Origin of the sequence: Reyranella sp., from assembly GCF_965279465.1 — a bacterium.
In the GTDB taxonomy this organism is placed as follows: Bacteria; Pseudomonadota; Alphaproteobacteria; order Reyranellales; family Reyranellaceae; genus Reyranella.
Genome location: NZ_OZ257242.1, coordinates 4,499,044 through 4,512,413, shown reverse-complemented (window position 1 = coordinate 4,512,413; position 13,370 = coordinate 4,499,044). Strand labels below are relative to the sequence as shown.

Sequence of the window (13,370 nt, the reverse complement as noted above, 5' to 3'; positions counted from 1 at the left end):
ACTGCCTGATCGCGGTCAGCCTCCTTTGGCCAGAAAGCCCTCGGCCATTAGCCGGAACGCCTCGATTGCCTTCGGTAAGACAACGTGCGGCTCGTCGCTGGCGGCAACCCATAGAGCGGCATTTAATGCCGTGCCGCTCAGAAGGCGTGACGCGGCCTCGATATCGACTGGCTTCATGACACCCGCGGCGATCAAATCGGCGACCGCCTGCTTCGTGACGCTCAGGCAGGCATTCTGGCTGGGCCACCTCGAAGGGTCGCCCAGGAAGGCAGGCCCGTCCAGCAGGACGATCCGTCGGACCTCCGGGTCCAGTGCCATCCCAATATACGCTTCGCCTTCAGCCAGCAGCCTTTCCCACGGGTTTGCCGCAGTTGCTCCCGCCTGTTGTGCGCGCGCGGCCATCTCGCCATCGACTTGGGCGACGACGGCACCCAGCAGTCCCTTCTTGTCGCCGAAGCCATGGTAGAGGGCGCCGCGGGTGAGCCCAACCTGCGCGGTGAGATCGTCCATCGACGCGGCAGCAAAACCCGATGCTGCGAACGCCTTTCGCGCTGCCCCGATCAGCTTGATGCGGTTTTCCTCCATTGTTTCGGCACGACGCTTTGCAGCCAAAGCAACCTCCTGTTTCGCATACGGATCGTATATGGAGTTGACGAATAGCGGGTATCAGTGCTTTACATACGTGACGTATGTGAATGCCCGGGTTTCGCTGGAACGTCCAGCAAGGCTGGCTGGGCACGTTCGCCCCTACATGAAAAGGACGATGACATGGCCCTGCGTGAAGCAGTGTTTCCCGCCGACCGACATGCCCTATACGAGAAGCACGGATATTCCGCCGCGGTGCGATCGGACGACCTGTTGTTCGTGTCGGGTCAGGTCGGCAGTCGCTCCGATGGTACTCCCGAACCCGATTTCGAAGCTCAGGTTCGCCTGGCGTTCGCCAATCTAGAAGCCACGCTCGCGGCGGGAGGGTGCACATTCGACGACATAGTCGACGTGACGTCGTTCCATACGGATCCGGAAAAGCAAATGGGAGCGGTCACGGCGGTGAAAAAGGAGAAGTTCCCGCAAACTCCGTTTCCGAACTGGACTGCTATAGGTGTCAACTGGCTCGCGGGCTTCGACTTCGAGATCAAGGTGACCGCGCGCATTCCGTCTCGTACATCAGCGTCGGTGACCCGCCGCAACCCGCCAACAATGTGGGATATGGCATCGGTCGGGTACTCGCACATCAGTGTCGCGGAACCAGGCCGCATCGCCTTCCTGTCCGGCCAGATCGCCGCGGCGCCGGGCCGTGAAGACGCGCCCAAGGACCTCGCTGGCCAGGCAAAGCTTGCGGTTGCCAGCCTCGCCGCCGCACTCAAGGAACTGGAGGCGTCGGCGCAGGACATCGTTATGATGCGCGTCTACGTCGTGAACGCGACCCGGGAAGCGTTCCAGCAGGCCATGACTCCTATCCGTGCACTGCTCGGGGACGCGATGCCCAGCATGACGACGATTGGCGTCCAGGCGCTCTATACGCCGGAAATCCTGGTCGAGATTGAAATGGTGGTGCGCCTCCCTTGAAGGGGGAAATACCGGTCATGGCCATCGACCTTCGCCGGGGGGTGTCATAGTGGAGATTGGATCTTTGACATCCGTTCCCCGCGACGTTCACGGCGCCGTTCCCGCTCTTGGTTGACGCTACGAACCCGCCGGCATCAGCCGAAAGCAGGGCCCGTCAAAGAATCCGGTCAGTCACAGCTTTGACAGCCACACGCGATTTTTGCGAATTGCCCGACGGCCGCGCCGCATGATGCCGTGGGCGCGCCGCCGACCAATGAGCAGATTCGGCGACAAGGAAATCGGCAAAGGCCCTGGCGGACGGCTTGACGCCTCTGCCGTCCGGAAAAACGGCATGCAGTTCTACCGTCCCCATGTCCCAATCAGGTAAGACCCGAACGAGGGAGCCGTTCTCAATCTCGCTTCGGCAACCCACCTTCGCCATCAGGGCGAGGCCGAGCCCGGCCACTGCGGCCGCCGTAGCGACTTCGTTGACTGTCGTCGTCAGCCTGCCCTCCATCCGCATCGACGAGGTCTTGCCGTCTTTGTGGAAAGTCCAGGCGGGGCCTAGGCGTGACGGTCCCACAATGATGGAATGCGCTGCGAGGTCTGCGGCCGTCTGGGGAACGCCCGACCTCTTGAGATAGGCGGGCGAAGCGACGATCACGCGCGGCCATGTCGCGATACGACGCGCCACTGCCGTTGAATCGGGAAGCGACCCAAACCGAAGACCGACATCGACTCCTTCATTCACAAAATTCTGCCTCAAGTCGTCGGCCAGCAATTCGACCCGCAACGCGGGATGTTTTTCCATGAATGATGGAAGGCGCGGCGCGATCTCCCTAATAGCGAAGGTGGATGAAATGCCGACTCTTAAGACGCCGCGCAACTCGCCCGTCCCGCGCACTGCGTATTCGGCTTCGTCGAGCGCATCCAGGATGGGCTCGATTCGCGCCAGAAAGTCGGCTCCAGCCTCGGTCAGTGTGACAGCGCGCGTGGTACGCGTGAACAGAACCACGCCCATTTTGCGCTCCAGGGTCGCAATAATCCGGGAAACCGTTGGCTGAGGAATGTTGAGTTCGCGCCCACCAGCCGAGAAACTACCCCGGCGGGCGACACGAACAAAAAGACGCAACGATGAGAGATGATCATTCATGGCGGAAATGAATAACTCATAGCCACGGCCTCGGCCTACCGGATTCGATTTGGATAAAGCATTTTCCTTTTTACTGGACGCAGAGGCGTGTCAACAAAGGAGAAAGCAATGGCCCTTCAGGACAAACTGGACGCTCTCAAGACAAGATTCGAAACCGAGATGGCTCCGCCCGAAGTCGTGGCCGTCATGCACCGTGTCACAGACGAACTGATCGCCTCGGGTCAAGCGGGCCGTGCCCTGCAAGCCGGCGACCGCGCACCCGCGTTCACGCTACCCGATCCGGACGGCAAGCTCGTGTCTTCCCAGGACCTGTTGGCCAGAGGTCCACTCGTCTTGACATTCTATCGCGGCACCTGGTGTCCGTTCTGCAATCTTGACCTTCAGGCGCTCGAGGAGGCGCGGCTCGAAATTGAAGCGCGCGGTGCATTTCTCGTTGCCGTCTCGCAACAGACAGCCGCCAACAGCCGCAAGTCCCAGCGCAGCAATAATCTCGGCTTTCCTATCGTGGGCGACAAGGGCGGCGAACTGGCCGCAAAATTCGGGATCCGCTGGCGCTTGCCGGAAGACTTGCAAGCGATTTACAAGCAGTTGGGTGCCGATCTCGTTGCTTTCAATGGCGAGGATAGCTGGACGCTACCGATGCCGGCTCGATACGTGATTGGGCAGGATAGCGTCGTCGCCTATGGGGAGATCAATCCAGACTATACGCGTCGGCCGGAGCCTTCGGACGTGTTTCCCGTACTCGATCAACTTAGGCGTTTGTAGGCAGGTGATGGCGGCAACTGAGCCGTCGTCCGCAAACCCCGCCACGTTTCGAGAGAGGACGCACGATGCTTGTCGAGGGGAAATGGATGACGAATTGGCGACCACCGGTGCTCACCGATGCCAAAGGCGGAATTGTCCGCCAGACTTCCGGCTTCCGCCATTGGATCACTCCGGATGGTGTGGCAGGCCCGACCGGAGAGGATGGCTTTAACGCTGAGACCGGACGCTACCACCTGTACGTCGCGCTGACCTGCCCTTGGGCGTCCCGCACGCTTGTCGTCCGTAAGCTCAAGCAGCTTGAAGCGGTGATATCGGCCAGCGTCGTCGAACCAACCCTGACTGATGAGGGGTGGCGCTTCGGCGACTACCCCGGTTCCAACCGGGATGCAGTCAACGGCGCCACTTACCTGCATGAAATCTACGCACGCGCCGACCCACATTTTACCGGACGGGCCACCGTGCCAGTGCTGTGGGATAAGCAGCGCAAGACGATCGTGAATAACGAATCCGCCGACATCTTGCGGATGATCAATTCTGGTTTTGGCGCGTTGGCTGGCGGAGCATTTGATCTCTATCCTAAGGAGCTTCGTACGGGTATCGACGCGCTCAACGACCGCCTCTATCGGCGGCTCAACAATGGCGTCTACCGCGCGGGCTTCGCCAGCAATCAGGTTGCTTATGAAGAGGCATTCGCCGATGTATTCATCATGCTCGACGAGCTGGAAGAGCGTTTCGATCGGTGCGGACCTTTCCTCTTCGGCGACGGTCTGACCGAGACGGACGTTCGATTGTTCGTGACTTTGGTGCGCTTCGATGCTGCCTATCACAGTCTGTTCAAGTGCAATCTGCGGCGGCTTACGGACTACCCTGCTTTGAGCGCCTACCTTGCGCGGATCCTGACCATACCTGGCGTCCGCGATTCAGTGAACATTGACCACATAAAGCGGGGCTATTATTCGATCAAGGCACTCAACCCGACGGGCATTGTACCGGTGGGCCCCGATTTACCAGGACTTGATCCGGTCGTATTGCTCATGGCTAAAACGGGACACCTGTCATGACCTGCAATCTTGCCATCCGCTCCAAGGCGTCGGCAGTGACGGCGTAATGTTGCGATCTCACTCCAAGGGGCAGTTTTCTTACAGCGTCACTCGCGCCGCCAAGAACAAGAGAGTGACGCGGGGCAATGGGAAACGGGCCGAGGTCACCGTCAGCATGACTCATGAGAAGACGCGCCCTGGAGTGACGCGCCCCGCTGATAATCTAACCCACCACCTCGAAATGAGCCTCGGTCGGCTTTCCCGCCTCGCCGTTGATCGGGAGGATGTCCTGCGGGCAGGCGGACATGGCGACGATGCAGTCGAGCTCGGCGCGCAGGGTCACGTAGTCGCCGGGCTTGGTGGTCGGCGGATCGAACGAGAGCTTGCCGGTCGGCGTCCACGGAATGTTCATGAACAGGTTGAGCGGGCTGGGACATTCCGGCGGCGTCAGGCCGAGGCCCTGCATGGCGGCGAACAGATTGTCGGTGCAGTTGTCGTGGTATTCCTTCACGCCGAGCAGGATGTAGCGCTCGCTGTCGCAGGCCGCCATCAGCGTGTCGTGATCGCCGCGGCTCGTATCCTCGGTCATGGTCAGGATCCTGCGGCGGCGGTTGGTATAGAGCCCGTCGCCGACCTGCGGCGTCATCTTGGTGAGCGTGGCGCGGGTATGCTCCATCGACATGAACTCGGTCAGCATGCCGGCGGTGAAGGCCCAGGTGTCGACGACCTGCTTGCCCAGCGTGTTGACGATGCGGATCGACTGGCCCTGCTTCAGGTAGGTCGCCTTGCCGCGGCGGGCGGGAATGGTTTCCATCGATCGTCCCTCAGCCGGTGATCTCCACGCCGATCGGCGTGGGATTGAAGTTGTTGCAGGGATTGTTGATCTGCGGGCAGTTCGAGATCACCGCCAGCGCATCCATCTCCGCCCGCAGCGCCACCTGGCAACCGGGCGGCGAGACGCCCGGTGCAATCGCCGCGCCACCGTCCGTCGAGACCGGCACGCGCATGAACCAGTTGACGTTCGGCACGATGTCCTTGCGGCCGAGCCCGTGCTCCGCCAGCGCGGTCAGGAAGTTCTCGCGGCAGCCCGGGCAGTTCTCCACGCCGTAGAGCATCCGGTTGGACGGCGCGCTGCAGCAGCCGCCGATCGTGTCGTGCCCGCCGAACCGATCCTCGACGATGGTGAAGATCGGCCGGGCGATGTCGGAATAGAGCACGTGGCCCGTGGTCAGGAAGATCGTGCCCGCCGCCTTCATCGTGTTCGGCGCGTGGTAGCGCTCCTGCGGATCGGCCGCGTTGTAGCAGAGGAAGTCGACGGCCTGCTGGCCTTCGAGATCGGTGATGCGCAGCACCTGGCCCCGGCGGACGATACCCGACCATGGCGCACCGGCGGGAACGATCGTGCTCACAGGATGTGGAACACCTCGTAGACCGGCCCGGCCGGATCGCGCCGGCCGGTGGCGACGCAGACGATGCGGTTCAGGAACCGGTATTTCTCCGACGCCGTCTCGAACCAGGGCGTGGTGCGGAAGTAGTACTGGTTCGGGTCGACCTTCTCGCCCCTGTTGAGCTGCTCGATCACCCAGGCCGGGCCGTGCCGCATGCCCTCGTAGCGCATGTAGATCAGGTGCCCGTCGTCGGTCTCGAGCGTCAGGCGCACGTTCAGCATCAGGATGCCGTCGCGGCGCAGCAGCAGCCAGTCGCCGCCCGGCGCCGGCAACACCCGGCCCTTGATCTCCTCGCCGGTGAAGCTGCCGCCGGTGACGGTGGCGATGCGACGGCGGCCGTACGGCGTCTCGCCGATGTCGGTCGCGGCCTGGTCGACCGTGAGCGACATGGTGAACAGATGATTCGAACGAAGCGTCGGTGCCGCCATTGTGCCCTCAGATCCTTGCGCTGCGTCCGGCCCAGTAGGGCTCGCGCAGCTCGCGCTTCATGATCTTGCCGATGGTGCTGCGCGGCAGCGACTCGCGGAACTCCACGGCGACCAGCCGCTGCGTCTTGCTGAGCTGGGCGTTGGCCCAGTCCTTCACCTCGGCCTCGCCGGTCGCGGCGCCGTCGCGCCGCACGCAGAGCGCCATCGGTGATTCGCCCCACTGCTCGCTCGGCACGCCGATGACGGCAACGTCGACGATGTCCGGATGCTTGAGTAGCAGCACCTCGATGTCGGCCGCATAGATGTTGAAGCCGCCGGAGATGATCATGTCCTTCTTGCGATCGAGCAGGATGACGAAGCCGTCCTCGTCGATCCGGCCCATGTCGCCCGACTTGAAGAACAGCCGGCCCTGCGGGTCATGCCAGAACAAATCGCGCGTCTTGTCGTCCTGCTTGTAGTAGCCCTTCATCATGGCCTGGGCGCGGCCCGCCAGCTCGCCGACCTCGCCCTGCGGCAGCACCCTGCCCTGCTCGTCCAGCACCACGATCTCGCCGTCGAGCCCCGGCTTGCCGACGGTATGGAGCTTGTCGGGATGGAGATTGGCCTCGAGCATGCAGGCGCCGCCGCCCTCGGTCAGGCCGTAGATCTCGATCAGCCGGCCCGGCCAGCGCTTCACCGCGTCGGCCTTGATGGGAGCGCGCAGCGGCGCGCTGGTCGAGAGCTTGCACTTGAAGGCGCTCAGGTCGTACCGGTCGAACTCCGGATACGCCAGCAGGCGCTGGTACTGCACCGGCACCAGCATGGCGTGGGTCACCCGTTCCTGCTGCGCGATCTCGAGGAACTTCACCACGTCGAACTTGGGCATCAGGATCGTCGTGCCGCCGACGCCGAGCGTCGCCAGTACCGCGACCAGCGTCGTGTTGGAGTAGAGCGGCGTCGAGGCGAGCGAGATCGTGTCCGGCCCGTAATCGAAGGCGGGGAAGCGCACGGGCAGCAGGTCGCGCACCGCGTGGGTGTGGAGGATCCCCTTGGGCAGGCCGGTCGTGCCCGAGGAATAGATGATGTTGAAGTCGTCGAGCGGCTCGATCGGCAGCTCGAACGGCAGGTCGCTGGCCTCGGCGAGCCAGTGCTCGAAGTCGTGCCAGCCGGGGCGCTCGAAATCGTAGGCGAGTCGGCCGCCCGGGATCAGCTTGGCCAGCCGGTCGTCGTAGGGCTCGACCAGGCTGCGATACTGGTCCGACAGGAACAGCACCTTGGCATCGCAATCGTCGAGCATCTTCTCCAGCGCATCGGCCGCCGCCATGGTCGACAGCGGCACGACGCAGGCGCCGGCGCGCAGCCCGCCCATGAAGGTCTCGAGATACTCGACCGAGTTCGCCGCCAGGATCGCGATCTTGTCGCCCTTGCCGATGCCCATGCCCGCCAGCGTGCGGGCGATCCGGTTCACCCGCCGGTCGAATTCGCGCCACGTCCGCGTCTTGCCCTCGCAGACCACCGCGCGCTTGTCGGGAAACGCTTTCGCATGGTGGGCGATGCGGATCGGGATCGAGACGAACTCGGGAAACTCTTCCGGCGTCGGCTGCGGCACCAGCAATTGGCCGGGCAGCGCGTCGGGGCCCATCGCTACTTCTTCGGCTCGACCTTGGCGACCGGGCCGCCGGCTTTCTTCCAGGCGCTCAGCCCGCCTTCGAGATGAGCGACCGGCATCAGGCCCATGTCCTGCGCCGTCTTGGTCGCCAGCGCCGAGCGCCAGGCGCCGGCGCAGAAGAAGATGAACTTGTTGCCGCTCTGGAAGTAATCCTTGGCGTACGGGCTCTCGGGATCGATCCACATCTCGAGCATGCCGCGCGTGACGTTGATCGCGCCGGGAATGCTGCCGTCGCGCCACAGCTCGCGCGGATCGCGGATGTCGATGAAGGTGACGCCCGGCTGGCCGACCAGCTTGATCGCCTCCTCGGTCGGCACGGTCTCGATCTGGCTGCTGGCCTCGTCGACCATCTGCTGCACGGTCTTCTTCATCTTGAGCGGCATCGGCTCGTTCCTCCCGATACCCTCTTCTAACATCATATTCCTCCCTGCGCGCAAGCGCGGGGAGGTGGCGCGGTAATCCGCGACGGAGGGGTCATGAGCAACGCACACCGATGTTGTGGCCCATGACCCCTCCGCCCCTTCGGCGCACCTCCCCGCGCTTCCCGCAGGGAGGACAATGAATCACAGCCTGCCGATCTCGAACTCCGTGCAAGACATGCCGAACTGGGACAGGCCTTCCTCGAGATAGTCGCCGAGCATGGGCTCGCCCAGCAGATAGGCCGCGACATTGCCGGCATGCTCGCGCATGTCTTCGGCACGCATCGCCGCCCATTCCTCCATCGTACCGTCGCCACGACCGAGCCGCAGAAGGCCGATCAGGTCGGCCTTCTCGTCTTCGTCCATCTCGGCGATGAAGACGCGAATCTCCTCCTCGACCGGGTTGTCCGAACTGTCCTCGAGCACGTCGATCATGCCATCGTCAGTGGCGTTCGCGCCGTCCTCCAGCTCGGTATCGACATCCTGCACGTCGAATTCACGGGCCTTGACGATCAGGAAGCAGACCTTCTCGGATGAAATCGACAGTTCGGGCACGGTAGTCTCCTCACTTGGTGGGAACGGACGCCTTCAGTTCCGCAAGCCAGACATCCGGACTGCCATCCGACGGCGCACGCCAGTCGCCGCGCGGCGACAGCGAGCCGCCCGACGAGATCTTGGGTCCGTTGGGCAACGCCGAGCGCTTGAACTGGTTGCCGAAGAAGCGCCGCAGGAACAGCTCCAGCCAGCGATGGATCTCCTCCATCGAATAGGCGCGTATGCCGGCGGCCGGCACATTCGCGGGCCACGCCCCTTTCTTCTCGTCGTGCCACGCATTCCAGGCGAGGAAGGCGATCTTCGATGGCCGGTAGCCGAGGCGCGTCAAGTAGAACAGGTTGAAGTCCTGCAGCGCGTAGGGACCGACGAAGCTTTCCGTCGCCTGCACCGCGCCGTTGTCGCCGGGAATGAGCTCGGGCGAGATTTCGGTGTTCAGGATGTCGTGCAGTATCTCCGCCGTATTCGTGTCTACGTCGCCGGACGCTGCGACGAAGCGGATCAGATGCTGGATCAGCGTCTTGGAGACCGAGCCGTTCGGATTGTAGTGCGACATGTGATCGCCGACGCCGTAGGTGCACCAGCCGAGCCCCAGCTCGGACAGGTCACCGGTGCCGACGACCAGCCCGCGATGCTGGTTGGCGAGACGGAACAGATAGTCGGTGCGCAGGCCGGCCTGCACGTTCTCGAAAGTGACGTCGTAGACCTTCTCGCCCTTGCCGAAGGGATGGCCGATGTCGGCCAGCATCTGGCGCGCCGCCGGCTTGATGTCGATCTCGCCCGCGGTGACGCCCAGCGCGCGCATCAGCTTCCAGGCGTTGTCATAGGTTTTGTCCGAGGTGCCGAAGCCCGGCATCGTGAAGGCCTTGATGTTGGACCGCGGCAGGCCGAGCTGGTCCATCGCGCGGCAGATCACGATCAGCGCATGCGTGGAATCGAGGCCGCCCGACACGCCGATGATCGCGTTCTCGACGCGGCTCGACTGCAGGCGCTGCGCCAGGCCCTGGACCTGGATGTTGTAGGCCTCGTAGCAATTGTCGCGCAGCTTGGCGGGATCGGACGGGACATAGGGGAAGCGTTCGACCGGCCGCTCGAGCGCCACGCTCTCGGCCGGCGCCTCGAACGGGAACGTCACGGTGCGGAATCGCGAGACCCGGGCGCCTTCCAGCTGGGCGCATTCGGCGAAGCCGCCGTTGCGCAGCCGCTCCTGGCGGATGCGGCCGAGATCGACGTCGGCGGTGACGATCGTCGAGTCCCTCTCGAAGCGCGCCGATTCGACGAGCTGGTCGCCGCATTCGTAGATCGCGGCGTGGCCGTCCCAGGCGAGGTCGGTGGTCGATTCGCCGGGACCCGATGCGGAATAGGCGTAGACCGCACTGGCGCGCGCCGACTGGCTGCCGCACAGCAGGCGCCGCAGCTCGGCCTTGCCGATGGTGATGTTGCTGGCCGACAGGTTCAGAAGCACCTCGGCGCCCGCGAGCGCGGCATGGCTCGACGGCGGCACGGGCATCCAGATGTCTTCGCAGATCTCGACATGGAAGGTCATGCCGAGCGAGCCTTCCGAGCGGAACAGCATGTCGGCGCCGAACGGCGCGACCTGGCCCGCCAGCTCGATCCTGTCGGTGATGGTGTTGGCCCCCGAGACGAAGTGGCGCTTCTCGTAGAACTCTCGGTAGTTGGGCAGGAAGGTCTTCGGCACGACGCCGAGGATCTTGCCGCGATGGATCACGACGGCGGTGTTGTAGAGCCGGTTGGTCACCCGCAGCGGCGCGCCGACCACCAGCACCGGAAACAGCGCCTTCGAGGCCTCGACGACCTTGGCGATCGAGTCCTCGACCTCGTCGAGCAGCGCATCCTGCAGCAGCAGATCCTCGATCGCGTAAGACGACAGCCCCAGTTCGGGAAAGACCAAGAGTGCTATACGGGCTTTATCCCCCTCGGCAGCGAGCCGAAGCGTCTGGCCGAGATTATAGGCAGCGTCGGCAACCCGCGTGCGCGGCACGCAACAGGCGACGCGCACGAACTCATGGGAATAGAGTGAATAGAAATTGGGGATCAAGGGATTGTGCCCGCGGCGGTGAGGGGTGCGGCAGCGATTGAACCCGCGCCCGCCAGCCTGTCAAGCAACCCCCCGACAAGTGCCAATCGCCTGCTCACTATTGCTCATCGCGGGAAATGATCCGTCCAGCCCGGGCCCTTTGTCGGGCAAGGATACCCTCGCGCAGTTTCTGGAAGAGCCCCGGCGGCAGCATCCCGTAGTCGTATCGGCCAGGTTGCCTCGGAATTGGCCGCAGATCGTAGCCAGGCCAGGCGAAACGGTTCAACTCATCGAGGCGGAGCCAGTGCCGGCCGCTATCCAAGCCCAAACACCTGCATGTCGGGGCGGGAACTTCGATGGACGCGCCCGGATCTTCCGGCGGCTGGTGCGTGATAGGCGCAACGATGGTTTGAATGTCGCCACTCGGTTCGCGTCGTGCAGCAACGACAATCGCACAAGGCCGATCCTTGACGCCTTCCGTCGCCCCCTCCGAATGTTCGCTGCTCCACAAGAAACTGTAGCGGATGACCAAGCCCGGCTTCGGAACCGGGAGGTTCATTTGGCTTCGATACCGTATTCTGCAGCTTCGATTGCCGCCACGACATCATCGGGAAGGTCTCCGACAACGAGCGACTGCCGTTCCCGGCGCTTGAGCCGCTCGTAGCGCGCTGCTTCGCTCGCGGAGAGATAAGCCCCGATCACCCGGCCGTGGCTGGTCACATGGATGATCTTGGCCTCTATGGCTTCATCCCGATACCGGGCAAAATTCCGAGAAAATTCGGTAGCCGATACGTCTCGTGTCGCCGCCATGTCGCGCCCTCTTTAACTGTGTAAAATGTGTAATTTGCGCAATTTTGTCAAGGGCCATAGGATCTTCGGCACACATGTAAGCCAGGCAACAGCGGCGCCCGCCATTCGACGCAGCGAGGCGGAGTGGAGGGGCCCGCTCAGGCGCTCGCGCCAACATGAGAAATCCCTCGGCTTGCGCTCGGGATGACGGGAGACAGGATTGCGTGCATTCCAGCGATGGTGGGCGCGACAGGGATCGAACCTGTGGCCACTGCCATGTCAAGACAGTGCTCTACCGCTGAGCTACGCGCCCATCGCCGGAAGGCGGCTCTCCTACATCGGCCTCACCGCCTTGGCAAGTGACGGCCTCACCGGCGCGCGGTATTACATTTCAATGAGTTTGTTGCCGGTGCCGCCTGATCACGAGTCCATCGACTGCCGCCTGCCTCAGCGCCAGTCCGTCCCGCTGGTGGTGGCCTCGCCGCACAGCGGCTCGCTCTATCCCTCGGAATTCGTCGCCCAGGCGGCGGTGCCGCTCGCGGCACTGCGCCGCGCCGAGGATGCCTTCGTCGACGAACTGTTTGCCGCCGCCCCCGGCCTCGGCATCCCGTTCCTCGCCGCCCGCTTCCCGCGCTCCTATGTCGATGCCAACCGCGAACCCTATGAACTCGACCCCGGCATGTTCGAGGGGCCCCTGCCGCGGGCGCTGAACCACCGCACGACGCGGGTCGCGGCCGGGCTCGGCATGATCCCCCGGGTCGCCGCCAGCGGCGAGGCGATCTATCGCGGCCGTGTCCCGGCCGGCGAGATCGAGCGCCGGCTGGAGACCTGCTGGCGTCCCTACCATCTGACCCTGTCCACGCTGGTCGAGCAGACCTATGCCCAGTTCGGCGGCGCGTTCCTGATCGACGCCCATTCCATGCCCTCGTCTGCCTCGAGCATCGGCCTGCGCGAGCGCGACCATCGGGTGGATGTCGTGCTCGGCGACAATCACGGCGAGGCCTGCGCGCCGGCCTTGATCGACTGTGTCGACCAGTGGATGTCGGGCCAGGGCCTTCGCGTGCGGCGCAACCAGCCCTATGCCGGCGGCTTCACCACCCAGCGCTACGGCCGCCCGGGCATCGGCCGGCACGTCCTGCAGATCGAGATCAATCGCGCCCTCTATATGGACGAGGCCGGTCACACCAAGCTCGCGACGTTCGGCCTTCTGGAGCGGCTGATGACTGAGTTGCTCCATGCAATCGGCGAGCAGACAGCCGAACTGTTCCTGCCGCGCGCCCTGGCGGCGGAGTAGCTGTGGCGGCACCGTAGCCGTTCAGGCAAAAAAAAGGGGCCGTGACTAGCACGGCCCGAGTTTAGGGAGGAAACGCCCAAGACGGGCATACAGCAAACAAAGAGGCCACCGAGGTGACGTTTGCTGCACAGGGAGAATGGTGCACCTGCGAAGAGAATGCAAGCGGGAAAAAGAGCCTTTGTTTCACATGCTTATCGGATTCGGCGAACCTGCAAGGAGTGTGGCTTTTCTGCAACGCACAAGAAATTGGG

14 protein-coding genes, 1 tRNA gene and 1 pseudogene are annotated in these 13,370 nt (G+C 63.6%); 5 read left to right on the top strand and 11 right to left on the bottom strand.

Annotated elements, in window-relative coordinates:
- Positions 1-15: 15 nt before the first annotated feature.
- Positions 16-585, bottom strand: a complete 570-nt coding sequence (locus tag ACQY8M_RS21895) for a TetR/AcrR family transcriptional regulator (protein ID WP_428675436.1) — start codon at positions 583-585, stop codon at positions 16-18.
- A 183-nt stretch (positions 586-768) separates the two neighbouring features.
- Here ACQY8M_RS21895 and ACQY8M_RS21890 point away from each other — a divergent pair.
- Positions 769-1,155 (top strand): annotated as a pseudogene (locus ACQY8M_RS21890) (RidA family protein); the annotation flags it as partial.
- Between the two features lie 42 nt (positions 1,156-1,197).
- A complete protein-coding gene (locus ACQY8M_RS21885; RefSeq protein ID WP_428675434.1) occupies positions 1,198-1,566 on the top strand; it encodes a RidA family protein in 369 nt (122 codons plus the stop codon).
- A 154-nt stretch (positions 1,567-1,720) separates the two neighbouring features.
- On the opposite strand, the gene ACQY8M_RS21880 is transcribed toward ACQY8M_RS21885, so the two are convergent.
- Entirely contained in the window at positions 1,721-2,698 is a 978-nt protein-coding gene (locus tag ACQY8M_RS21880; protein WP_428659616.1) for a LysR substrate-binding domain-containing protein, read from the bottom strand.
- A gap of 108 nt (positions 2,699-2,806) precedes the next feature.
- On the opposite strand from ACQY8M_RS21880, the gene ACQY8M_RS21875 reads away from it, so the two are divergent.
- Together ACQY8M_RS21875 and ACQY8M_RS21870 are read left to right on the top strand one after the other, a co-directional pair.
- Positions 2,807-3,463, top strand: coding sequence for a peroxiredoxin-like family protein (locus tag ACQY8M_RS21875; RefSeq protein ID WP_428659614.1), 657 nt, complete (start codon positions 2,807-2,809; stop codon positions 3,461-3,463).
- 65 nt (positions 3,464-3,528) lie between these two features.
- Complete coding sequence (locus ACQY8M_RS21870) at positions 3,529-4,524, top strand: glutathione S-transferase family protein (RefSeq protein ID WP_428659611.1); 996 nt, start codon at positions 3,529-3,531, stop codon at positions 4,522-4,524.
- Between the two features lie 202 nt (positions 4,525-4,726).
- Here ACQY8M_RS21870 and ACQY8M_RS21865 read toward each other — a convergent pair whose 3' ends face one another.
- The 9 genes from ACQY8M_RS21865 to ACQY8M_RS21825 form a co-directional block, all read right to left on the bottom strand.
- Entirely contained in the window at positions 4,727-5,317 is a 591-nt protein-coding gene (locus ACQY8M_RS21865; RefSeq protein WP_428659608.1) for a DUF1989 domain-containing protein, read from the bottom strand.
- A 10-nt stretch (positions 5,318-5,327) separates the two neighbouring features.
- Positions 5,328-5,912 carry a DUF1989 domain-containing protein gene (locus ACQY8M_RS21860; protein WP_428659605.1) on the bottom strand — a complete coding sequence of 195 codons (585 nt, stop codon included), beginning with the start codon at positions 5,910-5,912 and terminating at the stop codon, positions 5,328-5,330.
- On the bottom strand, positions 5,909-6,379 hold the full coding sequence (locus ACQY8M_RS21855) for a DUF3237 domain-containing protein (protein WP_428659602.1): 471 nt from the start codon (positions 6,377-6,379) through the stop codon (positions 5,909-5,911). The genes ACQY8M_RS21860 and ACQY8M_RS21855 overlap by 4 nt, the downstream gene beginning before the upstream one ends.
- Before the next feature lie 7 nt (positions 6,380-6,386).
- Entirely contained in the window at positions 6,387-8,000 is a 1,614-nt protein-coding gene (locus ACQY8M_RS21850) for a class I adenylate-forming enzyme family protein (RefSeq protein WP_428659599.1), read from the bottom strand.
- A 2-nt stretch (positions 8,001-8,002) separates the two neighbouring features.
- The gene (locus ACQY8M_RS21845) at positions 8,003-8,410 is read right to left on the bottom strand and encodes a rhodanese-like domain-containing protein (protein ID WP_428659596.1); all 408 of its coding nucleotides are present in this window, start codon (positions 8,408-8,410) and stop codon (positions 8,003-8,005) included.
- A gap of 180 nt (positions 8,411-8,590) precedes the next feature.
- A complete protein-coding gene (locus ACQY8M_RS21840) occupies positions 8,591-9,001 on the bottom strand; it encodes a DUF3775 domain-containing protein (protein ID WP_428659593.1) in 411 nt (136 codons plus the stop codon).
- Positions 9,002-9,011: 10 nt separating this feature from the next.
- A complete protein-coding gene (locus ACQY8M_RS21835) occupies positions 9,012-11,054 on the bottom strand; it encodes an NAD(+) synthase (protein WP_428675433.1) in 2,043 nt (680 codons plus the stop codon).
- Between the two features lie 537 nt (positions 11,055-11,591).
- The gene (locus ACQY8M_RS21830; protein ID WP_428659591.1) at positions 11,592-11,846 is read right to left on the bottom strand and encodes a hypothetical protein; all 255 of its coding nucleotides are present in this window, start codon (positions 11,844-11,846) and stop codon (positions 11,592-11,594) included.
- Between the two features lie 217 nt (positions 11,847-12,063).
- Positions 12,064-12,138 (bottom strand) — tRNA-Val (locus ACQY8M_RS21825).
- 81 nt (positions 12,139-12,219) lie between these two features.
- Here ACQY8M_RS21825 and ACQY8M_RS21820 point away from each other — a divergent pair.
- Complete coding sequence (locus ACQY8M_RS21820; protein WP_428659588.1) at positions 12,220-13,119, top strand: N-formylglutamate amidohydrolase; 900 nt, start codon at positions 12,220-12,222, stop codon at positions 13,117-13,119.
- Positions 13,120-13,370: the final 251 nt, after the last annotated feature.

Excerpts from the sequence above, each read along its gene's own strand:
- ACQY8M_RS21895 (WP_428675436.1), bottom strand. The coding sequence starts at position 585 with ATGGAGGAAAACCGCATCAAGCTGATCGGGGCAGCGCGAAAGGCGTTC.
- ACQY8M_RS21885 (WP_428675434.1), top strand. The coding sequence starts at position 1,198 with ATGTGGGATATGGCATCGGTCGGGTACTCGCACATCAGTGTCGCGGAA.
- ACQY8M_RS21880 (WP_428659616.1), bottom strand. The coding sequence starts at position 2,698 with ATGAATGATCATCTCTCATCGTTGCGTCTTTTTGTTCGTGTCGCCCGC.
- ACQY8M_RS21875 (WP_428659614.1), top strand. The coding sequence starts at position 2,807 with ATGGCCCTTCAGGACAAACTGGACGCTCTCAAGACAAGATTCGAAACC.
- ACQY8M_RS21870 (WP_428659611.1), top strand. The coding sequence starts at position 3,529 with ATGCTTGTCGAGGGGAAATGGATGACGAATTGGCGACCACCGGTGCTC.
- ACQY8M_RS21865 (WP_428659608.1), bottom strand. The coding sequence starts at position 5,317 with ATGGAAACCATTCCCGCCCGCCGCGGCAAGGCGACCTACCTGAAGCAG.
- ACQY8M_RS21855 (WP_428659602.1), bottom strand. The coding sequence starts at position 6,379 with ATGGCGGCACCGACGCTTCGTTCGAATCATCTGTTCACCATGTCGCTC.
- ACQY8M_RS21850 (WP_428659599.1), bottom strand. The coding sequence starts at position 8,000 with ATGGGCCCCGACGCGCTGCCCGGCCAATTGCTGGTGCCGCAGCCGACG.
- ACQY8M_RS21845 (WP_428659596.1), bottom strand. The coding sequence starts at position 8,410 with ATGCCGCTCAAGATGAAGAAGACCGTGCAGCAGATGGTCGACGAGGCC.
- ACQY8M_RS21830 (WP_428659591.1), bottom strand. The coding sequence starts at position 11,846 with ATGGCGGCGACACGAGACGTATCGGCTACCGAATTTTCTCGGAATTTT.
- ACQY8M_RS21820 (WP_428659588.1), top strand. The coding sequence starts at position 12,220 with ATGAGTTTGTTGCCGGTGCCGCCTGATCACGAGTCCATCGACTGCCGC.